The following is a 26,722-nucleotide window of genomic DNA, read 5'->3' as shown; positions in this document are numbered from 1 at the left end:
GCTCACAGCTGCATCCGCGGATCCTCGGCGGGGTTCGCGTACCTCGGCGGGCAGCCCTCGGTCGTGGTCCCCGGGCGCAGCTCGAAGTGCCAGGGTTCGTTGCCGTAGATCTGGCAGAGCCCGTAGTCCTCGCCGTGGCGCACCAGCCAGTCCGAGGAGTCGTACGGGCCGATGTCGACCGCATCGCCCGAGACGTGCGCGGAGGTCGCGGCCGTCGCCACCCAGCGCAGCGCCTCCGACCGCGAACCGTAGGTGTCCACGGCGTCCCGCAGCAGCCGATCCTGGTAGGCCGCCGAGCGCCATCCGCTGCTGACCAGCAGTTGGACGCCGTCGGCCGTCGCGTCGGCCGCAGCCTCCCGCAGCGCGGCGAGCAGGTCCTCGTCGAGCCGCGCCACCGCGGGCGACGCCTCGTCGTGCACGGAGAGCCGCAGGCCCGCGGGGATCGCGCCGTCGGCCGCGGTGGGCTGGCCCCGCAACGCCTCCCACGGTGACCAGGAGGGCGCGAGCACCCGCTGCGCGGTGAGCGCGCCGGTCACCGCGAGCACGAGGGCGACTCCGACGAAGAGCTTCCGGTGCCCGCGCCGGGGGCGGGGCGAGGTCGTGGTCTGCATGGGACCAGCGAAGACCGCGCGCTGTTGCGCGGTCGTCTTCGTTTTCGGATACGCCCGCGATATCCCCCGGCACCTAGGATTCCCCGCATGCGGGTGCTGATCGTGGAGGACGAGACCTACCTGGCCGAGGCCGTGCGCGACGGCCTGCGGCTGGAGGCCATCGCGGCGGACGTCGCCGGGGACGGCGACACCGCGTTGGAGCTGCTGCGGCTGAACACCTACGACCTCGCCGTCCTCGACCGCGACATCCCGGGGCCGTCTGGCGACGAGGTGGCGCGGCGGATCGTCGACTCCGGCAGCGGCCTGCCGATCCTCATGCTCACGGCGGCGGATCGCCTCGACGACAAGGAAACCGGCTTCGAGCTCGGCGCCGACGACTACCTCACGAAGCCGTTCGCGCTGCGGGAACTGGTGCTGCGGCTGCGCGCGCTGGACCGCAGGCGCGCGCACGCCCGGCCGCCGGTGCGCGAGCTCGCCGGTCTGCGGCTGGACCCGTTCCGGCGCGAAGTCTTCCGCGACGGCCGCTACGTCGCCTTGACCCGCAAGCAGTTCGCGGTGCTGGAGGTGCTCGTCGCGGCCGACGGTGGCGTGGTCAGCGCCGAGGAGCTGCTGGCGCGGGCGTGGGACGAGAACGCGGACCCGTTCACCAACGCCGTGCGCATCACCGTGTCGGCGCTGCGCAAGCGGTTGGGCGAGCCGTGGCTGATCGCCACCGCGCCCGGCGTCGGCTACCGGATCGACGCCGCCGAGGAGGCTCCGCGTGGGTAGGCCCGGTGGGCTCAGCGTCCGGTGGAAGCTGACCTTGAGCTACGCCGGGTTCCTCCTGCTCGCCAACGCCCTGCTGCTGGTCGTCGTCTGGTTGTTCCTGCTGCGCTACGTGCCCGAGGAGGTCCGCAGCCCGGCGGGGTTCGTCCCCGGACGCGGGGACCTGCTGCGCGCCTTCGCCCCGAAGGCGGCGGCGGTGCTGGCGGGAGTGCTGGTGTTCGGCCTTGTCGGCGGCTGGTTCCTCGCCGGGCGGATGTTGGCCCCGCTGCACCGGATCGGCGGCGCCGCCGAGCTGGCCGCCGCCGGGTCGCTGTCGCACCGGATCGACCTGGAGGGCCCGCGCGACGAGTTCCGGGAGCTGGCCGACGTCTTCGACGAGATGCTCGAACGGATCGAGGCGCACACCGCCGAACAGCAGCGCTTCGCCGCGAACGCCTCCCACGAGCTGCGCACGCCGCTGGCGATCTCGCGCACCTTGCTCGAAGTCGCCCGCGACGATCCCGCGCGGGACGTGGACGAGCTCCTCGTGCGCCTGGAGCGGGTGAACACGAGGGCGGTGGAGCTGACCGAGGCGCTGCTGCTGCTCAGCCGGGCCGACCGGCGGTCGTTCACCCGCGAACCCGTCGACCTCTCGCTGCTCGTGGAGGAAGCGGTCGAGACGCTGCTGCCCCTCGCGGAGCGTCGCGGGGTGGCGCTCGACGTGGCGGGTACGGCGGCGGCGACCTCCGGATCGGGACCGCTGCTGCTGCGGATGGCGACGAACCTGGTGCAGAACGCGATCGTGCACAACCTCCCCGCGGACGGGTTGGTGCGGATGCGGACCGAGGTGCGGGCGGGCGCGGCCGTGCTCGACGTGGACAACACCGGCGACGCGCTCGACCCGGCACTGGTGGCGCGGCTGACCGAGCCGTTCCAGCGCGGCGCGGAACGCGTGCGCGACGAGGAGCACGCGGGCGCCGGGTTGGGCCTCGCGATCGTGCGCAGCGTCGTGGACGCCCACGACGGCACCCTCACCTTGGCTCCGCGTCCCGGCGGCGGACTTCGCATCACAGCGGCACTTCCGGCCGCGGACCTCATCGGCGACCCCGGTGCCTCGCGAAGGCGTCGAAGGTGACGGCCGTGACGACGCCGTAGGCGAGGTGCGGGACGAGGTCCATGAGCCAGGTCCGTGCGGTCCACTCGCGCGGATCGGTCACGCCCAGCGCGGACATGGGCGCCGTGCTGCCCGCGTTCGCCGCGACACCGGCGACGACGGCCATCACCGGCAGCGGCGCGTGCGCGGCCTTCGCCCGGACGCAGCCGTAGACGGCACCCACTCCGATACCGGCTCCGATGCCGAGCAGGGCGCCGATCCCGGACCTGCGGTTGTCCCGGGCCGAGGCGTCGTCGCCGGGGAGCTCGCCGAAGCGGCGTTCGGCCTGCCGCACCGTCTGCTCGGGACTGGTGCTGCCCGGCCGGGCGCGCACCGCCATGTCCAGGTAGGTCGCGGCGTTGAGCGCGGTCGTTCCGGCGGCGCCCGCCAACGCGCCGCGCACCGGTTCTCCCAGCACGTGCACCTCCTCGGTGATGGCCCGGTCGTCCGCGGCCGGTCGCACCAGGGTTCCTCGCCGCGCGAAGGGGAAAACCTCGGAGGCCTTCGCTCCGAACCGCCTCCCTTGACAGTGCCGCCGCGGCATGGTGTTCGCTGGGTTCGCTGATCACGGGGAGACGGGAGCGGGCGTGGAGATCTCACGGCCGGCGTGGGCGCCGGTGTCGGTCATCGCCGCCGCGGTCGCCGCCGCACACCTGGTGCTCGCCGCCGTCCCGCGCAGGTGGTTCGACGAGGACCTGATGCTCACGATCGGCCGCCACCACCTCGACTGGGGCGCGGTCGACCAGCCGCCGCTGACCCCGCTGCTGGCCCGGGTCGCCGACGCGGTGGCGCCGGGCAACCAGGTGGTGCTGGCATTCCCGGCGGTGCTGGCCACCGCCGCCGCGATCGTGCTGGTCGCGCTGATGGCCCGCGAACTCGGCGGTGACCGGCGGGCGCAGGTGCTCGCCGCGTCGGGGCAGGCGACGTGCGTGGCCGCGGCCCAGTTCGGGCACTGGCTGACGCCGTACACCTTGGAACCCGCGCTGTGGGCGGGGTTGTTCTGGTTGCTGCTGCGCTGGATCCGGCTCCGCGACGACCGGCTGCTGGTGGTGTTCGGCGCGCTCGCCGGGATCACCGCGCAGACCCGGTTCCAGGTGCTGGCGCTGGGGATCGTGCTGCTCGCCGCCGTCGGACTGGCAGGGCCCCGCGAGTTGCTGCGCCGTCCGCTGCTGTGGGCGGGCGTGGTGCTGGCACTGCTGATCGCGGCTCCGACGCTGGGATGGCAGGCGGTCCACGGCTGGCCGCAAGCGGACATGGCACAGGTGGTGGCGGGGGAGAACGAGCTCATCTACGGCGGCAGGCTCCTCGTGGTGCTGCACGGCGTCGCCGTCACCGGGCCGCTGACGCTCGGGCTCGCGGTGTGCGGACTCGTCGCGCTCTGCAGGGAGGAGCGGTGGCGCGAACACCGGTTCCTCGCGGTGGTGTTCGTGCTGCTGGTCGCCGCCGTCGTGCTCGGTTCGGGCCGCCACTACTACCTGATCCCGCTCTGGTCGCCGTACGTCGCGATCGGCGCCGTCGCGTTGCAGCACCGCAGGGAAGCGGGCGCGCGGCGGCGGGCGTGGCCGGTCGTCGCGCTCAGCGCGGTGCTCGCCGCGGGCGCGTTGGCGTTCACCTCGGTGATGGCCTCGCCGCGCTTCGCCGACGAACTGGTGACCGCGACCGCCCGCGCCTACGCGGACATCCCCGCCGAGCAGCGCGCCCGCACCGCGCTCGTGGCGACGCCCTACGTCCACGCGACCTACCTCGACGCGGTACCACCGGAACTCGGGCTGCCACCCGCCGCGAGCACCAACCGCGCCTACGGCTGGTTCCCGCCACCACCGGAGCACCAAGACCGGATGCTCTTCGTCGGCGACCCCGCGCGGCTGCGCCCGTGGTTCACCGAAGCCCGCCCGGTCGCGGTCGTCGACGCACCGACACCGCTGGGCACCTACGGCGGCCTCGTCCCCGAACGCACGACGATCTGGCAGCTCACCGGCCGCACCGCCCCGTGGCCCGCCCTCTGGCAAGACCTCCGCGACCTCCCCCTCACCCCGCACTGACCCCGAGCCGGAACGGAACGGTCAGCAGGCGCCACGAAATTGCTCGCGCATCGGAAGCGCTGCCTTGTATCACCGCGGCTGCGGCGAACGGCCCATCACCCAGCGTCCGTTCGTGTCGAAGCACTGCCGCGTCCGTTGCCTTCGGAACGTGCGCTCTGCCAAGGTCGTCGAGGCCGTCGAGCCGTGTTCGAGCATTGTTTCGCCGCACCATCGAGCGCGAGAGCGTGGGGGAACTTATGCAGGTCGTGGCAGTGATGAACTACAAGGGCGGCGTGGGCAAGACGACCCTCACCGCGAATTTGGGAGCAGTGGCCGCGAGCCGGGGAATGCGAGTGCTGCTGCTGGATTTCGATCCGCAGACCAACCTGACCTTCTCGTTCTTCTCGATCGACGATTGGCACGAGCGAATCAAGAACGAACACACGATCAAGAAGTGGTTCGAAGGCGACCCGCCAGGGAGCAAGGTCTCGTTGGCCGATCTGGTGCTGACCCCCGAGCCCGTGAACACAGCGCTCGGTGACTCCGGAGGTCGGCTCGACCTGATTTCCTCGCACCTCGGCCTCATCAACATCGATCTTGATCTCGCCGCACACCTTGGGGGCTCCACGACTCTAGACGGCTCGCAGCGGAAGTTCTTGGACTTGCACGGGTGCCTGCGGCGCGCGCTGCAAGATGACCGTTTCAGCGAATACGACCTGGTTCTCATCGATTGCGCGCCGAACTTCGGCATCGTGACCAAGACGGCGATCGTGGCAAGTGAGCGGATCTTGGTCCCTGCCAAGGCCGACTACCTATCGACGTTGGGGCTGGAGTACCTCGCAGGAAGCTGCAACGAGTTGAAGCAGCACTTCAACGATTTCGCGAAGCACAAGGGTGGTGTCGGGGGGCACTGGCCGATCGATCCCACGATCCTCGGCGTGGTGTTCACCATGGTGCAGATCTACTCGCAGAAGCCGACTGCTTCACAGAGCGAGTACATCGAGGAGGTGAAGGAAAGTTCTGAGATCACCGTCCTGAGTAGCATGATCCGCAACAGCGCGCGTCACTTCGGTGGGTCGGGCGAAGGTGGTGTGCCCTCCATGCTGCGCCGCACAACGAAGGATGACGACGTTGTTCGCGAATTCCACCAGCTCGCCGACGAGGTGCTGGGAGCGCTCGGGTTGGTATCGGAGGGCGCGCGATGAGCAGCGACTTGGACAAGCTCGTACGACTCAACGAGATCTGGAACGAGTTCCTGCGTCGACAAGATGAATCCAGAGTGGATTGTTTGCTTGCGGGGGACGGTCGGTTGGCGATCGTTCGGGACGGTTGCGAGCGCGAAACGCGCGAGCCGATTGCCGAACAACGAGAACCGAAAGCCCGTGCTACTGCCGACCGCCCTTCCCGCGATCCGAGCGCCGCGGCACGAACGCTCGCCACCGTGTCATCGGAACACGAACGGCGGAAACACCTGGTCGGGTACACCGTTAAGCAGTTGCGCGGGATTGCCAAGCAGAGCGGACTATCCGGTTACAGCAATCTCAAGCGCGACGAGCTGGTTGACCTGCTAAGCGGTAGTGGAGGAAGCCGCAGGGCTACTGCTGATCCGGCCGCTGCGCCGAGCACGTCGGCGCCAGTGCGGGAAGCGAGAGGATCTGGCATTGATGTGAGGGCAATCGCTGACCAACTGCGGGTCACCGAGACCGAGTCTGAGGGCGCCACCTATCTGGAGGGCCAGCGGCTCGATCGAGCGGGCTTGTTGGCCGTCGCCACCGAGCTTCAGATGACGCGAGTGGAGCGTCTTAGTTTGAAGGAGCTGAAGCGTCGCATCCTCAAGCAGGCGATCGGTGCGCGACGCAAGTTCGCGGGTCTGCGGAAGTGGTGAGAACCGGTGGCGGAAAGTGCGAAGGCAGTCGGCCGCGCCAAGTATTTGATCGAGGGTCGCCGGGTCAGGGTCGCGGACCTGTTGGACCACGGGCTGATCGAGGCCGGGGCTCGGCTCCGGTTCGACCGTAACCGCATCGGGAAAACGTTCTACGCCACCGTGACGGAAGATGGACGGATCCGGGTCGATGACCTCGGCGAGGAGTTCCGCTCTCCGTCGGGTGCGGCCATGGTGGCGGCGGGGATGCGGGCCGTCGACGGTTGGCGAGCGTGGACGATGGTAGACGACGGCCGACTGCTGGACGCCGCACGCCAGGAGCTGCTCGACCGGAACGTGCCTGGTAGCCACCCACCGCATCGGGACGCCGTACGACTGATGGTGCACAAACGGTTGCAACAAGCTCGTAAACGGGCGGATGAAGATGATCCGGAACGCCTCTCAGTGCGTGAACTGCTTGGGCTCTGGGGAGCGAAGGACCGCGGTGACCACATCGACCAGATCGAAGCGGATCTTGCCAACCACGGGCTGACCACTTCGCCCGGATTCCGCGCGGTCACGCTTGACACGCTCGTAGCGCTGACGACCCCATTGGCTGACGGGTTCGAAACGCCGGATGAGCCTGAGATCGGCGACCTGCAAGTCGTGGAGAACGACGAGGGCGACGACTTGAACGTGCGGCTCACGGTGGGGAACCTGTCCCCGTTATGCGGTGTCGAATCGGTCCGTCCCGACGGAACGCTCGAGGAGGTGATCACGAAGATGGCTTTGGACGACTTCTCGCAACTCGCCGTGCTCAACGGTCCGCGCAACCTCAGGGGGGCTGTGACCTGGCGCTCGATCGCATTGGCGCGGCAGGGCAATCCCGACGCTACGGTCGCTGACGCCATCGATTCGAGGGTGGAAGTCGTCGCCTACGACCGCGACCTCTTCGAGATCTTGCCTGCGCTGCAACAACGGGACTTCGTGTTCGTCCGCGACCAGTCCAAGGAGATCAAGGGAATCGTCACGACAGCCGACGTGGCGCATCGCTACGGGGAGATGGCCACCCCGTTCTTCTTGCTGGGCGAAGTCGACCAGACTTTGCGCTGGATCTTGAAACGCACCTTCGATCTCGAGTTGGTCCGGCGGCACTGTCGTCGGCGGATCACCGCCTTCGAAGATCTCTCCATTGGGGAATCTCTGCGAGTTCTGGAGGATGAAGAGATGTGGGTGCGGTTGGGTTGGCCGCTGGACCGGGCGGTCTTCACCGCTCGGTTGGAGGAGATCCGGCTTGTCCGCAATAAGGTCATGCACTTCCACTCCGATCCTGTGCCCGAGGACGCGGTGAACAAGCTGCGTTGGTTCCTCGATCTCTTGCACAAGCACCGCGCGCAGCGATAGCGCTTAGTGGAAGTGGTAAAGCCCGGGTGCATCTGATCAGCGGTGCAGGTCGAGGTCGTGGAGGACGCGGGTCACGTCGGCGCGGTCGGCTTCGGGGAGGGCTCGTACGGGGCGGGGGAGGTTGGGGTGGGAGACGAGGCCGAGCTGTTCCGCGATCGCGGAGACGACGCGGAAGCTGCCGTGGCGGGTGAACAGCTCCCACAGCGGGCGGAGCCGTTCGGATTCCGCGTTCGCGGTGGCGGCGTCGCCCGCCAGCGCCGCGCGGGTGATCGCCAGGGCCGGTTCGGGCAGGGTTCCGGCCACTACGGAGTACCAGGCCTCGCACCCGGCGTTGAGCCCGGTCGCGGCCAGCGGGTCCCCGCTGACCCCGATCGTCACCGACTCGGGCAGCAGCGAACGCAGGCGGGACACGCGGGATTCGGCTTCCGCGGGCGCCGGCGGCACCCCGGGGATCTTGATGGAGGCGACGTTGGGCAGCGCGGCGATCCGGGCGTGGAGCTCGTCGGTGAACGTGAAGTGCGTGGTGCCGGGGTTGTCGTAGACCACGAGCGGGACCGACAGCTCGCCGGTGACGTCCTCGTAGAGGCCGAACACCTCGTCGGCGGTCAGCGCCTGGTAGGACACCGGCGCGAGCAGCACGCCCGCGGCCCCGGCCCGTTGGGCGTCCTCGGCCAGGGCGCGAACTTCGCGGGTGCGCAGCGCTCCGATGCCGACCAGCACCGGAACGTCCCCGGCGTGCTCCACGGCGAGCCGCGCGACGCGGGCGCGTTCGGCCCGCTCCAGGTAGGGGTAGGAGCCGGTGGACCCGAGCGCGGTGATCGAGTCCACCCGCGCCGCCGCGAGCCGCCCGACGAGCCCGCCGAACGCCACCTCATCAACCCCGTCCTCGCTGACCGGAGTCAACGGGAAAGCACTGAGGCCGCTGAACACCAACCCCACCTCACCCTCCACGTACACCCGCGAACCCGTTGCCATCGCCCTCGTCCGTCATCTTGTCAGCGGCGAAGCCGCTGAGCAGTGACCACCAAAGCAAGCCGACCACCCGCGGGTTCTCAGTCGTCTTCTCGCGAGGACGGCTTTTTCCCTCGTGGCGGAGCCACTAGGGAAAAAGATCCCGCAGCGAGAAGACGACTGAGGTTCCGCCACCCGACCCCTACGCAGGTCATCAGGGGAAGGCAACGGAGAGGGCGTTGGATATGTCGGCTGTCAGGTCTTCCGGGTCTTCCAAGCCGACGGCGAGCCGCAGGTGGCCGTAGCGCTGGAACTGCTCGGGGTAGTGCTCGTCGCCGCCGCGAGCACCGGCTGCGACGTGCACGATCAGCGTCTCGTCGTGGCCGAGCGAGACCGCGGAGGTGATCACGCGCAACGCGTTGACGAACCGGTTCTGCACGGCGGTGTCCCCGTCCAGCGCGAACGCCAGCACGGCGCCGTGGCCACGGCCGCCGAACTGCCGCGTGGCCAGTTCGTGCTGCGGGTGACCGGGCAGGCCGGGGTAGGCGACGAACGCGATCCGCGGGTCGGCGTCGAGGGCTTCGGCGATGCGCTGCGCGGAGGCGAGGTGCTGGCGCAGCCGCAGCGGCAGCGTCACCGATCCGCGCATGATGAGCCAGGCGTTGAACGGTGCGAGCATCCCGCCGACATCTACGCCGGCGTCTCCGCGGATCTTCCCGACGAGCTCGTGCGAGCCGATCACCGCTCCGCCGGTGGCGTCGCCGTGCCCGTTGATGAACTTCGTCAGCGAGTGGACCACCAGGTCCGCGCCGTCGGCCAGTGGCCGGTACAGCGGCGGTGGGGTGAACGTGCCGTCCACGCTGAGCAGCGCCCCGCCGGTGTGCGCGATCTCCGCGACGGCCGCGATGTCGGTGACGGCGGTGGTCGGGTTCGCGATGGTCTCCACGTGCACCAGCCGGGTGGCCGGGCGCATGGCGGCGCGCACCGCGTCCAGGTCGGTGCTGTCGACGAACGTCGCTTCGATCCCGTAGCGCTCCGGCAGCAGTTCGGCGAACAACCGCCACACCGCTTCGTAGGTCACCGAGGACACGACGACGTGGTCACCGCTGCGCAGGTGCGTGAAGAACACCGCGTGCAGCGCGGCGACCCCGGTGGCGAACACCGCCGCCTGCTCACCGCCGTCGAGCGCGGCCAGCTTGGACTCCAGCGCGCGCTGGTTGACGTGCCCGTTGCGGGCGTACACGAGTCGGTTCGGATCCGACCAGCTCACCTCGGAGGCGTCTTCGGGCAGCAGGTAGGAGTTGGCCAGCACCAGCGGGGTGCGCAACGCGCCGGTGGCCGGGTCGATGGCGTTCCCGCCGTGCACGGCCCAGGTCGTGTCGGCGACCGTGGCCGGGTCGTGCTTGTCCGGAGCGGACATCCGCTTCCTTTCGTCGAGCGCAGAACGGCGGCGAACCCGGGTCACTCGGCCGCATCCGGATCCCAGTGTGTCAGCGCCCACCGACATCTCCGCGATGCGTCACCACCGGCCTCGTCCGCGCAATCGGGCCGGTCGGCCGTCCGGGTCCATCACGGCTCGTTCGACCGGCACCGCCCAGGCGCGGGTCAGCGGGGAGGCGCCGGGCCGGGCGTGGCCGCGCAGATGCCCCGGTGGGCGCGGAGCCGGCTCGGCCGCCCGGTGCCAGCGGTCGAGCCGGTCCGCGGCTCGGCGCAGCACGTCGGCTCCCGCCACCGGGTCGGTCAGGTCCGAGGTGCGGCCGGGCTCGCGGCCGAGGTGCTCGCGCCACAGGCGCAGGCGCAGGTCCCGGGCGAAGGCGTGACCTCCGGGCTCCTCGTCGACGACCGCGGCGGTGAGTTCCGAGTCGTAGGCCCACGACCGCCGGTTCAGGTTCGCCGAGCCCACCGCCGCCCAGCGGTCGTCGACGACGCAGACCTTCGAGTGCAGGTAGATCGGCAGCCCTTCGGCGTTCTCCAGGTCGTACACGTCGACCCGGTCGCCGCCCGCCGCGTGCAGCAGGTCGAGGGCTTTGCCGTGGGCCACGCCGTTCGTGGCGATCTCCACGGTGCCGCCCTTCTCCGGCAGGCGCGGCACCACGGCGATCAGGCGCAGACCGGGTTCGCGGCGCAGCGCCGCCGCGAAGGCCTCGGCCACCACCGGTGACCACAGGAACTGGTCCTCCACGTAGACGAACCGCCGGGCGTGGCGCAGCGCCTTGACGTAGCCGCGCGCGACGCTGCGCTCGCCCTGCGGGGCGAACGGGTAGCGCGGCCGCTTCGCCGGGTAGGTCCGCAGCAGCTGCACCGAGCACGTCCCGGCCGGGGGCGGCGGCGGGAGCGGCGTGGGCAGCGGCGCGGGCCGCGGGCTCAGCAACCGGCGGGTCCGGGAGATCGGCCCGCGCCGGGAGGCCGCCGCGTCCGACCACCGCTCCCGGAAGCAGTGCTCGACGTCGTCGACGGCCGGGCCGCGCACCAGCAGGTGCGCGTCGTGCCAGGCCGGGCGCGTGCCGTAGCGGTCGTCGATGGAGGACTGCACGTCGGGATCGCCGCGGTGGTGCTCGTCGTCGCGGCGGCTCGGGCACGGGTCGATCCCGCCGACGAAGGCGACGTCGGTCTCCGGGCGCCGCGGCCGGCGGACTACCAGGAACTTCTGGTGGTGGCAGCCGATCGGCCGCACCCGCTGGTCGAGCAGCGCCGCACCCCCGCGGCGGCGCAGTGCGGTGACGAACCGCCGGTTGTCCGGGATCAGGTCCCGGCGCAACGTCAGGAACGGCCACCAGAACAGCGCGTGCACCGAGGCGCCGGCGTCCAGGGCGCGCTTCAGCAGCGCCCCCAGGGCGTGGCCCGCTTCGTCGAGCGGTTTGCCGCGCACGCCCATCCACGCGGACAGGAAGATCCGGTCCCCGGCGTGGACGTCGTCGAGTTCGGCCACGAGGTGCCGGAAGCATTCGGTTCCGTCGATCAGCGGCTGCGCGAGGTTGCCCGCCGACCAGGAAGTCCCCGCCGGGTGCCGCCGGTCGAGGTCCGTGGCCGGGTTGCCGCGTTCCTCCGCCGCCAGGAACCAGTGCGCTGGTCCGCTCTCCGGCGCCGTCCCGCTCAGGTGCGGGTCCACGGGTCGTCGTTCACCGCCTTCCGCGTCGTCGACGTGGTCCTCCCGGTCACCCCGGATGGGTCTCGCCGCCGACGGGCGCCAGCACCTCGCCGGTGTAGTAGCTGGAGAGCCGGTCGGCGGCGAAGAACACGTACGAGGGCGCGATCTCGTCGGGATGCGCCATCCGCCCCATCGGCACGTGCTCGCCGAAGCCCTCCACGGAGCTCTCCGGCAGGGTGGCCGGGATCAGCGGTGTCCACACCGGACCGGGCGCGACGCAGTTGACCCGGATTCCCCGCTGCGCCAAGGATTGCGCCAGCGACATCGTGAGCACGTGCACGGCGCCCTTGCTGGCGGCGTAGTCGATGAGCGTCTTGTTGCCGCGCAGGCCGTTGACCGAACCCGTGTTGACGATCGCCGACCCCTCCGGCAGGTGCGCGAGCGCGGCGCGGGTGAGCCAGAACGGGGCGTAGACGTTCACCTTGAAGGTGCGGTCGAACTGCTCGGTGGTGGTGTCGGTGAAGTCGTCCACCGGTGCCTGGGTTCCGGCGTGGTTGACCAGCACGTCGAGGCCGCCGAGCTCGTCGGCGACCCCGTCGACGAGCCGTTGGCAGGCGGTTTCCTCGCCGAGGTCGGTCTTGTGCAGCTCGCACCGCCGCCGCTGGGCGCGGACGAGTTCCGCGGTGCGCTCGGCGTCGGAGTCCTCCAGATCCGCGTGGTAGGCGATGGCGACGTCGGCGCCTTCCTTGGCGAACGCCACCGACACCGCGCGCCCGATCCCGGAGTCGCCGCCGGTGATCAGCGCGCGCTTGCCGTCGAGCAGCCCGCGCCCCCGGTAGTCGGTCATCTCGTCGCGCGGAGCGGGCACCATCGTCTCGCTCGATCCGGGCGGGGTCTGCTGCTGCGGCGGGGGAGCGGAGTTCTGGTCGGCCATGGTGGCGCCTCCTTCGTCGTGCGGTTCGTCCGGGCTCGCCCGGCGGTCAGACGTGGTCGCGCGGGATCGAGTGCCGCCAGTTCTTCGACAGCACGCGCTGCTCGTTCTCGTAGGCGTCGAGCCGGGCGTGCAGCTGGAACTCCTCGGGCGTGGAGGTGAGCACGGTGTGGGTCACGGTCCGCGCTTCCCAGTCACCGCGCCGGAATCCCATCCACCAGGTGTTCTCGCCGCGCACCGAGTCGAAGTCGTCGCCCGTCCAGCTGTAGCGCTCCCAGGCTTTCCGGGTGAGTTCGAGGTCGATGTCGTCGAGCCGGGCCACGCCGAGGTCTTTGACCACTTCGAGCGCCGACTCGTAGCCGACGAGGTCGCGGGACACCGTCCAGCGCTCCTCGCCCGGTTCGAGCTGGCTGGACGACACCGGCGGTGCGCCTTCCGGTTCGTCGAAGGGGCGCACCTCCGGTTCATCGCCCCGGTTCGGCCGCCACGGCAGCAGCACCGAGCTGCGTCCGGTGTGGACGGTGAGCCGCACCGGGCGCGGCGGCGGCCACGCCAGCGGCCAGTAGGACGTCGAGAGCGACACCCGAATCCGGTGGCCGGCCGGGAACGCCTGCGCCACCCCGTTGAGCGCCACCGACACCTGGTAGCGCCGCCCCGGCACGAGTTCCGCGGGCTCGTCGTGCCCTTCGCGGTGGGTGAGGTTGAGCAGCCCGTAGGTGACGCGGGTGGCGGATCCGTCCGGGCGCACGTCGGACAGGCGCACGGCGAGCATCGCGACCGGTTCGCTCACCTCGATGTCGAGGTCGGCCACGGGCGCGCCCAGGATCTCGACGCGCTCGTCGAAGGCCTCGGTGTCGAACACCAGCGAGCCGCCGTCCTCCTCTCGCTGGTCGTAGGGCAGGTCCGGGGGAGCGTTGTAGGAGCACCACTTCCCGGCGAACTGGCCCACCGACAGCGGGGACTGCACGACCAGCTCGCTCTCCTCCGGTTCGTCGCCGGGCAGTCCGACGTGGTGCGGGCGCAGCGGGTGCCGGGCCGGTTCCACCAGTGGGGACGGCCATGCGGGATCGCCCACCCACCGGCCGGGCCGGTCGGCGTAGGCCGTGGACGGCGGCACGCTGTCCTGCATCCAGGTCGTGAGCATCGGCCCGTCCATCACGTCGTTGTCGACGTCCTTGAGCCACCGGTCCCACCAGCGCACCAGTTCCTGCAGGAACCCGACGGCCGGGCCCGGCTGGCCCAGGTGCGGGTACTTGTGCGACCACGGGCCGATCAGGCCCTTGCGCGGGACGTCGAGGTTCTGCAGCGTCCGGAACACGGCGTTGGAGTAGCCGTCGGCCCAGCCGCTGACCGCGAGCACCGGGCACCGCACCGACGAGTAGTCCTCGCACACCGAGCCGTGCCGCCAGAAGTCGTCGCGGCGCTGGTGGTCCAGCCACTCCCGCAGCCACAGCCCGCTGCCCTCCAGCCGCTCGTGCCACATCTCGCGCCAGCGGTCGCCGACCAGCGCCGGATCGGGCGGGCAGGAGTTGTAGGCGAACATCGTCGACGCCCAGGACAGGTTGTCGCTGAGCAGGCAGCCGCCCATGTAGTGCACGTCGTCGGCGTAGCGGTCGTCGGTGAAGCACACCGCGGCGATGGCGCTCAGGCTCTCCGGTTTGCGGGCGGCCAGCTGCAGCGCGTTGAAACCGCCCCAGGAGATGCCCATCATGCCGGTCCGGCCGGTGCACCAGGGCTGATCGGCGATCCAGGCGAGCACCTCCTCGCCGTCCTGGAGTTCCTGCTCCAGGTATTCGTCGGTGAGCACGCCCTCGGATTCGCCGCTGCCGCGCAGGTCCACCCGCAGGCAGGCGTAGCCGTGCCCGGCGAGGTACGGGTGGTGGATCGAGTCGCGCAGCGCGGTCAGGTCGCGCTTGCGGTACGGGATGAACTCCAGCACGGCGGGGCACGGGGCGTCGTCGGAGGAGACCGGCCGCCAGATCTTCGCGGCCAGCCGGGTTCCGTCCGACAGCGGGATCCACACGTGCTCGTCGGTGCGAACCGCGTGCGGCAGGTTCGTCACCGTCCTCATGCGTCACCTCCTCGGCGTTCGATCTCGAAGGGCAGAGCGCGGGTGCAGCGCTCGTAGGTGTCGTGGAACTCCTGCTCGGAGCCGGCGCCGATGTAGAGGTGGGCGAGCTCGTAGCTGTAGCTGTCCTGGTCGGGCAGCTCCGAGAGCCGCTCGCCCTCCTCGGCCATCAGGTGCACCCGGACGCCCGGATGCTCCCGTTCGAGCGCGGCGATCTCCGCGTCGGTCGGGGCGCGGCGCACCCAGCCGTCCTCGAAGGTGCGGTAGAACCACTTCCCCGAGATCGCGTGCTCGCCCTGGCGGTGCGGGAAGTCCGGGTCGCGGCCGAGCCCGAGCTGCACCAGCACCTGGTGGTTGGGGACGCCGTCGACGTCCTCGAACATCGGCGCGTGCGACTGGGAGTGCCGGGCGTTGATCTCCAGCAGGTGCACGGCGCCGGAGTCCTCGTCCCAGAAGAACTCCACGTTGAACGGCACGTGGCGCAGGCCGATGTGCTCGATGACCCGCCGGGTGTCCGCGGTGATCCGCTCCACCACGTCCGCGGGAAGCGACGACGGGTACTGGTAGCGCAGGAAGCTGGAGGTGCCCGGGTAGTTCACGGTGTCGATGACGCCGTAGAGGTGCACGCCGTCGCCCTGGTCGTAGCCCTCGACGGTGATCTGCCGCCCGCTCACCGCCTCTTCCGCGACGCAGGAACGCCCGCCTGCCTCCGCGATCTCCCGGGGCAGGTCGAGCCGGGCGAGGACGTCCTCGAAGGGCTTGCCGACCTTGTCGATGCCCTCCTGGATCTCGGCCAGCGCGGCGCGGAATCCCTCGTCGTCGGTCACCCGGTAGGCCATCTGCGAGGAGAAGGACTTCACCGGCTTGACCCACAGCGGGTAGCGCACGCCGTCCGGGGCAGCGGTGTCCTCGTCGACGTGGACCAGCCCGAAGCGGGGCACGTCGTCGATCACTTCGGCCTGCACGACGCGGCTCCAGTACTTGTGCTCGCACAGCACGACGGCGCGCAGGTCCGCGCCGGGGAGTCCGCGGCGCTCGCAGAGGATCGGCACCAGCGAGCTCACCGGGAAGTCCCAGTAGCCGACGATGGCGTCCACCCGACCGTCGAAGGCGTTCAACTCGCGGTCGGCCTCCTCCAGCAGCGCGGGCAGGTCGATCTCGTCGACGTGCACGAGCCGGTCGACGTCGAGCAGCGGGTGCAGTTCGCAGTCGGCGAGGGCGGGCAGGCCGCGCAGCGTTTCCCCGTTGCGCTCGTCGTGTCCTAGGACGAAGACGTGGGCGACCATGGTCTCCTCAAGGGGTCGGGGGCACTGGCCCCCGCCTACCCCGCTTGGCGGACGAATAATCGGAACCGAGTTCGAGGGCCCGCCGGGGCCGCCGCCGCGAGGGAACGAGCGCGCGAAGATTCGTGTGCACGCCGGGCAGGACGGGTAGCGCTGGATCCCGAACCTTCGAACCGGGAGCGGTGATGGACGAACAGCACCCGGGGCGGGAGCCGTCCCCGGCTCGCGCACCCGACGAACCCGAAGCCCCCGATCCGCCGGTGCGGCCCGAACCGGAGGCGCCCGCCGCGCCCAGCGCGCCGGAGGAGCCCGAGGCACCAGCGAAGCCCCGGCTCCCGGACCCGCCGCTCGGGTGAGCGGGCGCGGCGGCGTGCGGAGCCGGTTTCATCCGGCCGGCGCGTGGAAACCCGCGCCGTGGGTACCCGGAAACCACGACCCGAGGAAGCCGAACGATGGTGAGCTGGCAGAGCGCGCTGACGATCGGCAAGTACCGGTTGACCCGGCGCAAGCGCACGTTCGCCGATCCGGTGCTGCTGCGGCGCAGCGCCGAGAGCCACGAGTCCGAGCACGCCCAGCTGCCGCCGTCCTTCCGGGACCGGTTCGAGGTCACCGAGCACGACGTGCGGGGGCACTGCTGCTACACGCTCCGGCCGCCGCGCACGCGGAACCCGCAGCACGTCCTGTACCTGCACGGCGGCGCGTACGTGCACCAGATCGAAGCCGCGCACTGGGACTTCCTCGACCGTCTCATCGCTCGCACCGGCGCGGCGGTGTCGGTCCCGCTGTACCCGCTGGCGCCGACCTACGACCACACCGCGACGTTGCCGATGGTGTGGTCGTCGTTCCAGCGCACCGCGGCGAGAGCGGCACCGGCGGACCAGGTCGTGATGGGTGATTCCGCCGGGGGCGCGCTGAGCCTGTTCCTCGCGCAGCGCCAGGCGGCCTTCGGACGGCCGCAACCGGGACGTCTGGTGCTGATCTCGCCGTGGCTGGACATCGCGGTGAGCCATCCCGACGTCCCCGCGCTGGACCGGCAGGACCCGTACCTGGGCATCGCCGGGTTGCGGGAGGCCGGTCGCCTGTACGCGGGCGATCTCGATCCGCATGATCCGAGGGTGAGCCCGCTGTACGGGCAACTCGGTGGCCTCGGCCCGATGCGGGTGCTCAGCGGCACGCGCGACGTGCTGCTCTCCGACGCGCGACGGCTCAACGCCCTCGCCCGCGCCCGCGGGGCCGCGGTCGACTACGAGGAGTACGAGGGCATGTTCCACGGCTGGATCCTGCAGCGGCTCCCCGAAGCGCGAACCGCCCTGGACCGCACCGCGGACTTCCTCCGCACCGGCGCCGTCGCGGGTGCCTCCGGCTGAGTCCGGCCGGGCGCCCCGCGTCCGAGGTTCGAGGAAGATTTCCCCGCATAGTCGAGCCTGGTGCGTGATCCGGTGATCGGGTGCGCGTCGGTGCGGTCGACTTGCCGGGCGGGGCGGACCGGATTCCGGGCGTCGAGCGGCGAGAGTCGCGCTGCGAAGGAGTCGACGTCCGCCCCGATTCGGGAAGCGACACCGGCCGATGATCCGGCCGGTGCGCGTCATCTGTGCTGACGAGAGGATCGTTCGTGAAGAAGCTTGCGACCGGTGCCGCGATCGGGCTGGGAATGCTGCTGGTCACCGCGGCGCCCGCCGCCGCGGAGGGCTACGTCTACACCGGCAAGTGGTACAACACCGCCGCCGCGTGCGAGAAGGCCTGGGCGGACGCGCACGGCGGTGGTGGCGGGACGAGCCTGGGCCACGAGTGCCGCCGCAACTCCGTCGGCGTGTACGAGCTGTGGGCCTACCAGCTCTGATGATCCGGCGTTGACCGGATGACGTGCGGCGAGGTCCCCGGCCGGGAACCTCGCCGCACGTCGCTCGACGCGGTCCGCGAATTCGGTGCGGTGCAACGTCTTCCGGGCCAGGTCTACTTCGCGGCTCGTTCCGGGTCGATGTCGGTGTCCGGGTGGACCGACTCCGACGCGGGAGGGCCGCCCTGGGTCTCCGGAGCCGCGAGCCACGCGCCCAGGGCGAGCACGGCGGTCAGCGCCGTCACCCCGAAGGCCACCTCGTACGAGACGGCGTCGGCGATCATGCCCGTGACCAGCGGCCCCACGATCGCTCCGACGTCGGCGGACATCTGGAACGCGGCCAGCACCGGACCGCCCTTGCCCTTGCTGCCGAGCAGATCGGCGACGGCCGCGTTCTGCGCCGGGTTGAGCAGTCCCGCGCCGACCCCGGCGACCAGCGACGCCACCAGGAAGACCGCGACGGAACCGCTGAACCCCAGTGCCGCGGTGCCGACCACCGAGACGGCGAGGCCGAGCAGCGCCATCGGCTTGCGGCCGTGGCGGTCGGAGATCCGCCCGGACAGCATGATCACCGCCGCGTTGCCGACGGCGAACACCGACAGCGCCACCCCGGCCATCGCTTGCGTGGAGTGCAGCGCCTCCACCACGAACAGCGGGATCAGCGCGATGCGCACGCCGAACACGGCCCAGCCGGTGCTGAAGTTCGACAGCATCGCCGCGCGGTAGATCCGCGACCCCAGCGCCTCGCGGACCGTCATCGCCGGGACGTCGTCCTTCACCGGCGCGGCCAGCGTCGAGTTCCGCAGCAGCAGCCAGCCGACGAACGCGGCGAGGAACAGCGCGGCACCGTAGATGAGGAACGGCAGCCGCAGCGAGTAGGCGACCAGCAGGCTGCCGATGATCGGGCCGGAGACGTTGCCCAGCAGGAAGCTCGTCGCCCACAGCCCGGAGGCCCGCCCGCGCTGCTTCGGCGGCGACAGCCGCACCAGCAGCGCCACCACGGACACGGTGAACATCGTCGAACCGGTGCCGCCGAGCGCCCGGAACACCAGCAGTTGCCAGTACGAGTCGGCGAAGGCGCAGGCCGCGCTGCTCACGCCGACGATCGACACGCCCCACACGTAGATCGGGCGCTCGCCGAACCACGCCACGAGCCGACCGCTCGCGGGAGCGAAGGCCAGCCGCATGAAGGCGAACGCGCTCACGATGAACGACGCCGCGGTCACCCCCACGTCGAACGAGGTCGCGAACGCCGGCAGCGCGGGGGAGACGATGCCCATCCCGATCGCGACGATGAAGCTGCCCGTGACCAGGATCCAGATCTCGCGCGGCAACCGCTCCTCGGTGCCGGACCCGCTTGTCCGCATCGACTTCCCTGACCTCACGCCGCCTCGCTCCCGTTCGACGAACCGGACGCGATCGCACTCCGGCCAGAGGGGTAGAACCAGCGCCGGAGCCTGCGCATTCCCAGCAGGTGACAGTCCCTTGACAACAACGTTCGAGCGCATCCGGGGGGCGTCGGAACCACGGGGATCGCGAGGCGGGAACACGATGCAGCGGTCTCAACGTCCGCGTTCGGCGCGGTGATCCACGCGCCGCGATCACCAGGTGGTTCCGGTCGTCGCGAGGGGGAGCGGCCGGCGTGCGAGCCGTCCGCCGGTCCGGAGCCCCTGCGTGTTCCACTGGCGTGATGAGGCGGCCCCGGATGCGATCCGGGGCCGCCTCGCCAGGCGGTTCAGCCGAAGGCGCCCGCGTACGCGTTGAGCGCGGGCTGCCCGCCGAGGTGGGCGTAGAGCACGTTCGAGCTCTGCTCGATCTCGCCGTCGCGGACCAGGTCGATCAGCCCCGCCATCGACTTCCCCTCGTACACCGGGTCGATGATCATTCCTTCCAGCCTGCCGCAGAGCCGGATCGCGTCGATCGTCGACTGCACCGGCACGCCGTAGAGCTCGCCCGCCCAGCCCGCGAGCACGGTGATCTCGTCCTCGCGGAGCTCCCGGCCCAGTCCGATCAGCTCGGCCGTGGCGCGGGCGATCCGCGCGACCTGCTCGCGCGTCTTGTCCAGCGTGGCGGAAGCGTCGATGCCGATGACCCGCCGCGGGCGTTCCTGCCCGGCGAACCCGGCGATCATCCCGGCGTGCGTGGAGCCGGTGACGGTGCAGACGACGATGGTGTCGAAGAAGACGCCCAGCTGCTCCTCCTGCTGGGCGACCTCGTCGGCCCAGTTCGCGAAGCCGAGCCCGCCGAGCTCGTGCTCGGACGCCCCGGCCGGGATGCCGTAGGGCGTTCCCCCGGACGCCCGGACCTCCTCCATCGCCTCCTCCCAGGACTCGCGGATGCCGATGTCGAACCCGGCCGGGTCCAGCCGCACGTCGGCGCCCATGATCCGGGAGAGCAGGATGTTGCCGACCTTGTCGTTGACCGAGTCCGGCCAGTCCACCCACTTCTCCTGGACCAGCCGCGCGCCGAGCCCCAGCTTCGCCGCGACGGCCGCGACCTGGCGGGTGTGGTTGGACTGGTAGCCGCCGATGGAGACCAGCGTGTCGGCGCCGGAGGCGAGCACGTCCGGCACGATGTACTCCAGCTTGCGGGTCTTGTTGCCGCCGTAGGCGAGGCCGGAGTTGCAGTCCTCGCGCTTGGCCCAGATCCGCGCCCCGCCGAGGTGGGCGGTGAGCCGATCGAGCGGGTGCACCGGACTGGGGCCGAACAGCAGCGGGTAGCGGGGGAAGTCGGCGAGCGACATGGAGCTCCTGCGTCTCGTCCGCGGCGGTTCCCTCCGGAGCCGCCGCACCTGCTGGTGCCGGACCACCCGGCACCACTGATCACCCGCCGATCCTGCGCGGCGACCCCACCGCACGCCACCCCCGTTCCCGCTGCACGGGAAATCAAGAGGAAGCCCGCGGCTGCGGAGTCGTTCGCAGCTGCCGCGGGAGCTTCGTCCGTGTCCGGTGTGTCAACGGAAGCGCAAGATGACGAGGAGGGGGAAGTACCTAGCGCACAAAGGTTCCGATGGGCGAGATTGTCCTCTCACCAGGGACAACCGCTAATGAGGTGGTGTTGATCGCTCAGCGGGTTCTCTTCGGCCTCGGGATCACGCTCGCGGACTTGAGTGATTCCGGTGATTCCGTCTGGGGAACCGGTCGCCTCAACCCGATGCGGGGAACCGAGACCTGACGTCCGCTTCGGACAGGTCGAAGTCGGCGAGGTGGTAGCGGTGCGAGGGTTTTCGGGCTCCGGTGGTGCTTTCGGTGTGCAGGCGCCGCATCGCCGCGTCGGCCTCGTCGCCGAGTTCCAACCCGAAGTGGTCGTAGAGCGCGGCCACCGTGCCCAGCGGGTCGGCCACGAAGTCCTCGTAGTGCACGTCGTAGAACCGCGCCTGGTCGTGCTTCGCCCGCTCGGCGGTGAACGCGGCCAAACCGCGGGACCACAGCTCCAGCTGGTCGCGACCGACGGTGCCGCCCCGGAACGTCTCCGACCAGTCCGCGCTGGCCTGCGCGTTGAGGCTGCACACGGAGGCGATCGCGACTTCGGGCGCGCGGTGGGTCTGCACGATCAGCGCGTCCGGGTAGACCTCCAGCAGGGCGTCCAGGGCGAACAGGTGGCTCGGGTTCTTCAGCACCCAGCGGCGGTGCGGATCGGGCAGGCCGATCAGCTGGAGGTTGCGCCGGTGCCTGCGGTAGGCCGCCGTCCAGTCCTGCCCGGCCAGCCACCGCGAGTACGACGGGACGTGCGCGAGGCATTCGTAGGAGATCGAGCGCATCGACTGCCGCAGCAGCTGCCAGCACTCCTCGACCTCGTCGGCGGACATCGCGTGCACACCGAGGAATTCGGGGTGGCGCACGTGGTATTGCCGGTACCCGGCTTGGATGTGCTGGAACACCGGGTCGTCCGGCCACGTCTCGCGGGGCGGCCTCGGCTGCGGTGCCTCCGTCAGCCACACCTCCAATCCCTGGTGCGCGGGGTCGGCGGTGAGCAGCCGGTGCAGCGCGGTCGTGCCGGTGCGGGGCAGGCCGGTGACGAAGATCGGCCGGGCGACGGGCACGTCGGCGTGCTCGGGGTGCGTCCGCCACGCGGATTCGCTGAGCGACCGGGCGACCAGCGCTCCCCGCAGGAACGACCGGTGCACCTTCTCGCCCAGCGGTGTCAGGCCCGCCTCGCGCTCGTAGGACTCCAGCAGCGCGGCGAGCCCGTCGGTGTAGTCGTCGGGGCCGAAGTCGTCCAGCCCGGTGCGCCGCGTCGCGGAGGCGTGCAGGTCGGCCACGGTGCCCACACTCATGATGTCCCCTTCAGTGGTGGTACTCGCCGCCGTTGACGTCGAGGCACTGGCCGGTGATGGCGCGTGCCATGGGGGAGGCGAGGAAGAGCACGGCATCGGCGATCTCGTCCGGCTCGGGCAGCTTGCGCAGGTCGGTGGTCGCCGCCGTCTCGTCGTAGACCTGCCGCGGGTCCACGCCGCGTTCCTTCGCCAGTTGGGCGAAGTACCACTGCAGCGAGCCCGCCCAGATGTAGCCGGGCGCGACCGTGTTGACGCGCACGCCGCGCGGGCCCAGCTCGGTCGACAGGGTCTGCGCCATCGACAGCAGGCTCGTCTTCGCCATCTTGTACGCGCCGAAGGTGCGCCGGGAATGCCGCAGCACCGCCGAATTGATCATTACGACCGAGCCCTGCCGCTCCACGAGCAGCGGCGCGCACTCGCGCGTAAGCCGCAGCGCGGCGAACGCCCCGGTCTCGAACCCGGCGCGCACCGCGTCGAGGTCGGTGTCGAGCAGCTCGGTCCGCGGGGGGATCGCGAACGCGTTGTTGATCAGGACGTCCAGCCGCCCGAACTCCTCCGCCGCGGCCTGGGCGAGCCGTCGTGGCGCGTCCTCGTCGGTGATGTCGACCGCGGCCGTGACCGCTCGCCTGCCCAGCGCGGTTACCTCCTCGGCGACCGCGTCGAGCCGGTGCCGCGTGCGGGCGGCGAGCACCACGTCCGCACCGGCCGCCGCGCACCGCACCGCGAGCGCCCTGCCGAGCCCGGGGCCGATCCCGGACACCAGAACCACCTTGTCCCGCAACAACGTCATCCGAGCATCCTCTCCGCGACCGCGATCTGCCGCGCCGCGATCCGCTCCGCCCACTCGGCGGGGGTGATCCGCGAGCGCTCGTGGTGCGGGAGCTTCGCGGGCAGCTCGGCGACGTCCACCACCTCGACCTGCGGGCCGTCGGCGGGACCCAGCTCCCGGGAAAGCCGCTGCCAGCGGATCTGGACGAATCCGCGGGAATGCCCCAACCGTTCCAGCCAGTTCGCGACGCCGGGGTCGCGCTCGCTGATCACGAACCGGAGCATGCCGTCCGGGTCGGTCCGCGCCTGATCGGCGGTGAGGCTGGTCTGGTGGTCGCTGTAGTCCAGCGAGACGTACCACCGGCTGCCGAGCTGGATTCCCTGGTACGGCGCTTCGGACGCGGGCACGGTGACGATCATGGCCTGGTCGTCGGCGAGGTCGTAGTGCCCCGCTGAGGAGAACTGCGTGGCCAGCCCACCGGGGGTGCGCCGCGGCTCGGTCATCGTGTTCGCGGGCAGGTCCAGGTAGAACCACTCCGGGAACGCCAGGAACGTCCGCAGCCGGTTGAGCAGGATCTTGCCCGCGACCCCGTACCGCTTCTCCAGCGTCGTGCGCTGCCGCGGCGGCGGCGCCGAACCGAGCCGGTCGGCGCGGTGGATGCGCAGCGTGCCGCGCCGCTCGGTGCTCCAGTCGCCGTAGACCTCGCGCACCACGAGCATCGCCGACCCTTCGCCGAGCACCACGTACCCGGGGCCGGCCTGGGTGCGGTCGGGCCCGAACCGCAGCTCGAACCGGCCGTCCGGGCCGATGTCGAGCTCGCGGTCGTCGAAGGCCGTGAGGCTGTCCGGCACCTCCACCGGCGAGTAGTCGCCACCGAGCACCTGGAAACTCAGGTCGCGGGTGGAGCCGCGGGTGCCGGTGACGACGTACTCGGCGTCGTCGCGCAGGTAGGCGTGGAAGTACAGCGCGTCGGGGTTGTCCAACCCCATCTTGGTGTGCGGCCCGGTGGAGCTGACGAAGAACGGGAAGTCCCGCTCGTACGCCCAGGCCATCTGCAGCGAGGCCCGGATGCTTCCCGCCAGGTACTCGTAGCCCTCGACCAGGTCCTGCTCGGTCCGGATGTGCGGTGCCTCGGCGATGACCTTCTCGGCTTCGACGACGGCGTCGGCGAACGGCTGAGTGAGCATCGACCGAGAGTAGAACTAGTTCTAGTGAGTGGTCAACGCTCGCGCCAGCGGTCGGCGGTCATCCGGAAGCCCGGCAGCTCGCCGAGTGCGACCACGTACTCGTAGGTCCGGGTGAACCCGGTGTGCCGGATGCGCCAGGCGCCGTCGCCGCCGCGCGCGTACCGGTCCTCGTAGAAGGCGGCGCCCTGGATCATGGTGTGGTCGTGCTCGGTCGCGATCACGGTGTCGGTGAAGCACCAGGTGCCGGTGGCGGTGTCGCCGTCGAGGTGGATCTCGGGCTGTTGCGCCGAATGCGCCGTGATGATGCCCGGCGTGAGCGTCTCGCGCAGGAAGCCGACGATCGCGTCGCGCCCGGCCCGCCGCAGGGGGCCGCCCTGGACGGCCGTGCCGTACTCGGCGGTGGCGTCGACCGTCAGCGTGTCCGCGAGCTCGTCCCACTGCTTGAGGTCGACGCAGCGGAGGTAGCGGTGCTTGAGCCGTTTGATCTCTTCGAGAGCCGCGATGTCCATCTCGGCAGTCTTGCGAGTCCGCTCGCCTGGCGCAAGAACCTGTTCTACTTGTCGGTCCTCGCGGAATGATCTTTTGATCGGTGTCTTGTCAGCGAGGAAGCCGCTGGGGTTCCGCTACCCGATCAGCTCCGCAGGTCATGCTGAACCGACCCCTGGGCGCCTCCGCGGCGTCCGCTGCGGCAGATCTCCTCCCTGGCGGTTCGAGCTCGTCGCGACGCTTTGGCTAGCGTGTCCGCTCGTGGCGAAGCTCTACTTCCGGTACGGAGCGATGAACTCCGGCAAGTCGACGGCGCTGATCCAAGTGGCGCACAACTACAGGGAACGCGGACAGCACGTCCTCGTGGTGAAACCGACGGTCGACACCAAGAGCCCGCAGGTGGTGTCGCGGCTCATGGTGAGCAGGGAGGTCGACCTCGTCCTGGACGAGGAGGCCGCCCTGCGCGATGCCGTGCTGGCCGCGGGCGCACCGGACTGCCTGCTCGTCGACGAGGCGCAGTTCCTCACCGGAGCCCAGGTCGAGGACCTGTTCCGGCTCGCCGTGCAGGACGGAATCCCGGTGATCGCCTACGGGTTGCGCAACGACTTCCGCACCCGCGGGTTCCCCGGCAGCCTCCGGTTGATGGAACTGGCGCATTCCATCGAGGAGCTCAAGACGATCTGCCGCTGCGGGCGCAAGGCGACGCTGAACGCGCGCACCGTCGGGGGCGCCTTCACGCGGGAGGGCAGCCAGGTCGCCATCGACGGCGAGGTCGGCTACGAATCCATGTGCGGAACCTGCTACCTGCTGAAGATCGGCACCCTGGGGTAGCGGTCCTCCGCGACCTCGGATCGAGTGGCTGCGATCACGTGCCGGCGGTGTCACGTCCGGCGCCGCCGCGCCGTCCCGACCGAGGAAGCGGACGAAAGGATCGTGATGATGAGGACCGTCATCGTGTGCGTCTCGGTGTCGCACGGCAACACGCGTCGCGTCGCCGACGAAATGGCCCGGGTGCTGGACGCGCGGGTCGTGGCACCCGAGCAGGCCGACCCGGCGGAGCTCGCCGCGGCGGACCTGGTGGGATTCGGTTCGGGCGTCTTCCGCGGCAAGATGCACCCCCGCCTGACCGGCTTCGTCGAGGAGCTGCCCGGACGGCGGGGCAGCGCCTTCGTCTTCGCCACCAGCGGCTTCCCCGAGATGCCGCTGCTGCCGTTCTCCCGGCCGCTGACCCGGCTGCTCGAAGGCAAGGGCTTCGCGGTGGACGGCACCTTCTCGTGCCGCGCGTTCGACACCTGGGCACCGTTCAAGCCGATCGGCGGGCTCCGCAAGCGCCGCCCGAACGACGCGGACCTGGCCGCCGCGCGCGCGTTCGCCGCGAAGGTGCGCGCGGGGCGCGCGTAGCGGCGATGAGCCGGTCCCGCGTTCGGTCAGGTGGCGCACCCCGGCCGTTGATGCGGCGAGCGTGGATGTCGGGGAACCCGCGGATTCTGCCTGCCGTGCGCCCGCGGGCTCCCCGGCTGGTCGTCGCAGGCGGCTGCACGACGGTGATGCTGTTGTCTGCTGGTCTCGCCAGTGCGCCTCATATCTGAAATCGTGTTGCCGGAGGAAGAGTGCGCAGGTATTTCCGTGGGCGGGTTGTCGAGGGATTCTGCTCGGTGCGGTTCGAATTGGGCTCCTGATTGATCGGCCGCCTCCGGAGTCCCATTGGCTGATCGGGTCTTGTGGGGGATGTTCTTGATTTGTTAATGGAAGCGCTTTCAAATGATTGATGCGGTCTGAGGTGTCGGAAGAATGCCGCGGGCGGGTCGCTTGGGCCTAGGGAATCCCCTCGGTGGGGCGTCGGCGGCTTCGGGTGGGCGTGCCGTTCCGGCATGCCTCTGGCGGCTAGGCCAGGGCAGGAGGGTGCTTTGGTGATATCGGCCGGGCGGTTCGGCCGCAGTTCCTGGGCAATCGGGGAAAGGCCAAGTTGGTCTGGATGGAGTAGGTGCTCACGCGGTTCCCGGCGCTAGAGTCGGTTTAGAGTTGGGTCTCGACGGCTCAACCTGCGTAGAA

At 70.6% G+C, this 26,722-nt stretch carries 25 protein-coding genes; 11 read left to right on the top strand and 14 right to left on the bottom strand.

Translation table 11 applies throughout. The features are described 5' to 3' along the window. Positions 1–2: 2 nt before the first annotated feature. The gene (locus tag BJ969_RS16455) at positions 3–611 is read right to left on the bottom strand and encodes a M15 family metallopeptidase (RefSeq protein WP_184479787.1); all 609 of its coding nucleotides are present in this window, start codon (positions 609–611) and stop codon (positions 3–5) included. 87 nt (positions 612–698) lie between these two features. Between BJ969_RS16455 and BJ969_RS16450 the strand changes: the two genes are divergently transcribed. Together BJ969_RS16450 and BJ969_RS16445 are read left to right on the top strand one after the other, a co-directional pair. Then, complete coding sequence (locus BJ969_RS16450) at positions 699–1,379, top strand: response regulator transcription factor (RefSeq protein WP_184479786.1); 681 nt, start codon at positions 699–701, stop codon at positions 1,377–1,379. Next, on the top strand, positions 1,372–2,490 hold the full coding sequence (locus BJ969_RS16445; RefSeq protein WP_184479785.1) for an ATP-binding protein: 1,119 nt from the start codon (positions 1,372–1,374) through the stop codon (positions 2,488–2,490). The genes BJ969_RS16450 and BJ969_RS16445 overlap by 8 nt, the downstream gene beginning before the upstream one ends. On the opposite strand, the gene BJ969_RS16440 is transcribed toward BJ969_RS16445, so the two are convergent. Beyond that, on the bottom strand, positions 2,450–2,971 hold the full coding sequence (locus BJ969_RS16440; protein ID WP_343071442.1) for a hypothetical protein: 522 nt from the start codon (positions 2,969–2,971) through the stop codon (positions 2,450–2,452). The genes BJ969_RS16445 and BJ969_RS16440 overlap by 41 nt on opposite strands. Positions 2,972–3,095: 124 nt before the next feature. Between BJ969_RS16440 and BJ969_RS16435 the strand changes: the two genes are divergently transcribed. The 4 genes from BJ969_RS16435 (at position 3,096) to BJ969_RS16420 (ending at position 7,794) form a co-directional block, all read left to right on the top strand. Further along, positions 3,096–4,550, top strand: a complete 1,455-nt coding sequence (locus BJ969_RS16435; RefSeq protein WP_221315847.1) for a glycosyltransferase family 39 protein — start codon at positions 3,096–3,098, stop codon at positions 4,548–4,550. A 236-nt stretch (positions 4,551–4,786) separates the two neighbouring features. Next, the gene (locus BJ969_RS16430) at positions 4,787–5,734 is read left to right on the top strand and encodes a ParA family protein (protein ID WP_184479783.1); all 948 of its coding nucleotides are present in this window, start codon (positions 4,787–4,789) and stop codon (positions 5,732–5,734) included. Beyond that, positions 5,731–6,414 carry a hypothetical protein gene (locus tag BJ969_RS16425; protein WP_184479782.1) on the top strand — a complete coding sequence of 228 codons (684 nt, stop codon included), beginning with the start codon at positions 5,731–5,733 and terminating at the stop codon, positions 6,412–6,414. Before BJ969_RS16430 ends, BJ969_RS16425 begins: the two co-directional genes overlap by 4 nt. A gap of 6 nt (positions 6,415–6,420) precedes the next feature. Continuing rightward, positions 6,421–7,794 (top strand): restriction system modified-DNA reader domain-containing protein, encoded by a 1,374-nt coding sequence (locus tag BJ969_RS16420; protein ID WP_184479781.1) that lies wholly within the window; start codon positions 6,421–6,423, stop codon positions 7,792–7,794. Positions 7,795–7,830: 36 nt separating this feature from the next. On the opposite strand, the gene BJ969_RS16415 is transcribed toward BJ969_RS16420, so the two are convergent. The 6 genes from BJ969_RS16415 to BJ969_RS16390 form a co-directional block, all read right to left on the bottom strand. Beyond that, entirely contained in the window at positions 7,831–8,769 is a 939-nt protein-coding gene (locus BJ969_RS16415; RefSeq protein WP_221315846.1) for a dihydrodipicolinate synthase family protein, read from the bottom strand. Between the two features lie 190 nt (positions 8,770–8,959). After that, positions 8,960–10,165, bottom strand: a complete 1,206-nt coding sequence (locus BJ969_RS16410; RefSeq protein ID WP_184479780.1) for a trans-sulfuration enzyme family protein — start codon at positions 10,163–10,165, stop codon at positions 8,960–8,962. Between the two features lie 99 nt (positions 10,166–10,264). Next, positions 10,265–11,854, bottom strand: coding sequence for a phospholipase D family protein (locus BJ969_RS16405; RefSeq protein WP_343071441.1), 1,590 nt, complete (start codon positions 11,852–11,854; stop codon positions 10,265–10,267). Between the two features lie 46 nt (positions 11,855–11,900). Then, the gene (locus tag BJ969_RS16400) at positions 11,901–12,767 is read right to left on the bottom strand and encodes an SDR family oxidoreductase (protein ID WP_184479779.1); all 867 of its coding nucleotides are present in this window, start codon (positions 12,765–12,767) and stop codon (positions 11,901–11,903) included. A 46-nt stretch (positions 12,768–12,813) separates the two neighbouring features. Beyond that, a complete protein-coding gene (locus BJ969_RS16395; RefSeq protein WP_184479778.1) occupies positions 12,814–14,835 on the bottom strand; it encodes a CocE/NonD family hydrolase in 2,022 nt (673 codons plus the stop codon). Beyond that, a complete protein-coding gene (locus tag BJ969_RS16390; protein WP_184479777.1) occupies positions 14,832–16,118 on the bottom strand; it encodes an ATP-grasp domain-containing protein in 1,287 nt (428 codons plus the stop codon). Before BJ969_RS16390 ends, BJ969_RS16395 begins: the two co-directional genes overlap by 4 nt. A 182-nt stretch (positions 16,119–16,300) precedes the next feature. On the opposite strand from BJ969_RS16390, the gene BJ969_RS16385 reads away from it, so the two are divergent. The 3 genes from BJ969_RS16385 (at position 16,301) to BJ969_RS16375 (ending at position 17,955) form a co-directional block, all read left to right on the top strand. Further along, positions 16,301–16,471, top strand: a complete 171-nt coding sequence (locus BJ969_RS16385) for a hypothetical protein (RefSeq protein ID WP_184479776.1) — start codon at positions 16,301–16,303, stop codon at positions 16,469–16,471. 96 nt (positions 16,472–16,567) lie between these two features. Next, on the top strand, positions 16,568–17,482 hold the full coding sequence (locus BJ969_RS16380; protein ID WP_184479775.1) for an alpha/beta hydrolase fold domain-containing protein: 915 nt from the start codon (positions 16,568–16,570) through the stop codon (positions 17,480–17,482). A gap of 245 nt (positions 17,483–17,727) precedes the next feature. Further along, positions 17,728–17,955, top strand: coding sequence for a hypothetical protein (locus BJ969_RS16375; RefSeq protein ID WP_184479774.1), 228 nt, complete (start codon positions 17,728–17,730; stop codon positions 17,953–17,955). 113 nt (positions 17,956–18,068) lie between these two features. Here the strand turns inward: BJ969_RS16375 and BJ969_RS16370 are convergent, their stop codons facing one another. The 6 genes from BJ969_RS16370 to BJ969_RS16345 form a co-directional block, all read right to left on the bottom strand. Next, positions 18,069–19,319 carry an MFS transporter gene (locus BJ969_RS16370; protein ID WP_184479773.1) on the bottom strand — a complete coding sequence of 417 codons (1,251 nt, stop codon included), beginning with the start codon at positions 19,317–19,319 and terminating at the stop codon, positions 18,069–18,071. 368 nt (positions 19,320–19,687) lie between these two features. Beyond that, a complete protein-coding gene (locus tag BJ969_RS16365; protein ID WP_184479772.1) occupies positions 19,688–20,695 on the bottom strand; it encodes a 1-aminocyclopropane-1-carboxylate deaminase in 1,008 nt (335 codons plus the stop codon). Between the two features lie 402 nt (positions 20,696–21,097). Then, on the bottom strand, positions 21,098–22,228 hold the full coding sequence (locus BJ969_RS16360; protein WP_184479771.1) for a sulfotransferase family protein: 1,131 nt from the start codon (positions 22,226–22,228) through the stop codon (positions 21,098–21,100). A gap of 10 nt (positions 22,229–22,238) precedes the next feature. Then, positions 22,239–23,018: an SDR family oxidoreductase gene (locus tag BJ969_RS16355; protein WP_184479770.1), complete on the bottom strand. Its 780-nt coding sequence runs from the start codon at positions 23,016–23,018 to the stop codon at positions 22,239–22,241. After that, positions 23,015–24,184 carry a hypothetical protein gene (locus BJ969_RS16350; RefSeq protein WP_184479769.1) on the bottom strand — a complete coding sequence of 390 codons (1,170 nt, stop codon included), beginning with the start codon at positions 24,182–24,184 and terminating at the stop codon, positions 23,015–23,017. Before BJ969_RS16350 ends, BJ969_RS16355 begins: the two co-directional genes overlap by 4 nt. A gap of 32 nt (positions 24,185–24,216) precedes the next feature. Next, positions 24,217–24,693 carry a nuclear transport factor 2 family protein gene (locus BJ969_RS16345; RefSeq protein WP_184479768.1) on the bottom strand — a complete coding sequence of 159 codons (477 nt, stop codon included), beginning with the start codon at positions 24,691–24,693 and terminating at the stop codon, positions 24,217–24,219. 238 nt (positions 24,694–24,931) lie between these two features. Here BJ969_RS16345 and BJ969_RS16340 point away from each other — a divergent pair, with 238 nt between their 5' ends. Then, positions 24,932–25,501 carry a thymidine kinase gene (locus BJ969_RS16340; protein ID WP_184479767.1) on the top strand — a complete coding sequence of 190 codons (570 nt, stop codon included), beginning with the start codon at positions 24,932–24,934 and terminating at the stop codon, positions 25,499–25,501. 108 nt (positions 25,502–25,609) lie between these two features. Further along, complete coding sequence (locus BJ969_RS16335; RefSeq protein WP_184479766.1) at positions 25,610–26,071, top strand: flavodoxin family protein; 462 nt, start codon at positions 25,610–25,612, stop codon at positions 26,069–26,071. Positions 26,072–26,722: the final 651 nt, after the last annotated feature.

This window comes from Saccharopolyspora gloriosae, from assembly GCF_014203325.1.
Taxonomy (GTDB): Bacteria; Actinomycetota; Actinomycetes; order Mycobacteriales; family Pseudonocardiaceae; genus Saccharopolyspora_C; species Saccharopolyspora_C gloriosae.
The sequence above is the reverse complement of the archived record's forward strand: the minus strand, read 5'-3'. Positions and strand labels throughout refer to the sequence as shown.

Coding starts and splice junctions, on each gene's coding strand:
- BJ969_RS16380 (WP_184479775.1), top strand. CDS start 16,568: ATGGTGAGCTGGCAGAGCGCGCTGACGATCGGCAAGTACCGGTTGACC.
- BJ969_RS16390 (WP_184479777.1), bottom strand. CDS start 16,118: ATGGTCGCCCACGTCTTCGTCCTAGGACACGACGAGCGCAACGGGGAA.
- BJ969_RS16415 (WP_221315846.1), bottom strand. CDS start 8,769: ATGGCAACGGGTTCGCGGGTGTACGTGGAGGGTGAGGTGGGGTTGGTG.
- BJ969_RS16425 (WP_184479782.1), top strand. CDS start 5,731: ATGAGCAGCGACTTGGACAAGCTCGTACGACTCAACGAGATCTGGAAC.
- BJ969_RS16370 (WP_184479773.1), bottom strand. CDS start 19,319: ATGCGGACAAGCGGGTCCGGCACCGAGGAGCGGTTGCCGCGCGAGATC.
- BJ969_RS16350 (WP_184479769.1), bottom strand. CDS start 24,184: ATGCTCACTCAGCCGTTCGCCGACGCCGTCGTCGAAGCCGAGAAGGTC.
- BJ969_RS16450 (WP_184479786.1), top strand. CDS start 699: ATGCGGGTGCTGATCGTGGAGGACGAGACCTACCTGGCCGAGGCCGTG.
- BJ969_RS16455 (WP_184479787.1), bottom strand. CDS start 611: ATGCAGACCACGACCTCGCCCCGCCCCCGGCGCGGGCACCGGAAGCTC.
- BJ969_RS16360 (WP_184479771.1), bottom strand. CDS start 22,228: ATGAGTGTGGGCACCGTGGCCGACCTGCACGCCTCCGCGACGCGGCGC.
- BJ969_RS16385 (WP_184479776.1), top strand. CDS start 16,301: ATGGACGAACAGCACCCGGGGCGGGAGCCGTCCCCGGCTCGCGCACCC.
- BJ969_RS16400 (WP_184479779.1), bottom strand. CDS start 12,767: ATGGCCGACCAGAACTCCGCTCCCCCGCCGCAGCAGCAGACCCCGCCC.
- BJ969_RS16345 (WP_184479768.1), bottom strand. CDS start 24,693: ATGGACATCGCGGCTCTCGAAGAGATCAAACGGCTCAAGCACCGCTAC.
- BJ969_RS16335 (WP_184479766.1), top strand. CDS start 25,610: ATGAGGACCGTCATCGTGTGCGTCTCGGTGTCGCACGGCAACACGCGT.
- BJ969_RS16395 (WP_184479778.1), bottom strand. CDS start 14,835: ATGAGGACGGTGACGAACCTGCCGCACGCGGTTCGCACCGACGAGCAC.
- BJ969_RS16430 (WP_184479783.1), top strand. CDS start 4,787: ATGCAGGTCGTGGCAGTGATGAACTACAAGGGCGGCGTGGGCAAGACG.
- BJ969_RS16355 (WP_184479770.1), bottom strand. CDS start 23,018: ATGACGTTGTTGCGGGACAAGGTGGTTCTGGTGTCCGGGATCGGCCCC.
- BJ969_RS16410 (WP_184479780.1), bottom strand. CDS start 10,165: ATGTCCGCTCCGGACAAGCACGACCCGGCCACGGTCGCCGACACGACC.
- BJ969_RS16365 (WP_184479772.1), bottom strand. CDS start 20,695: ATGTCGCTCGCCGACTTCCCCCGCTACCCGCTGCTGTTCGGCCCCAGT.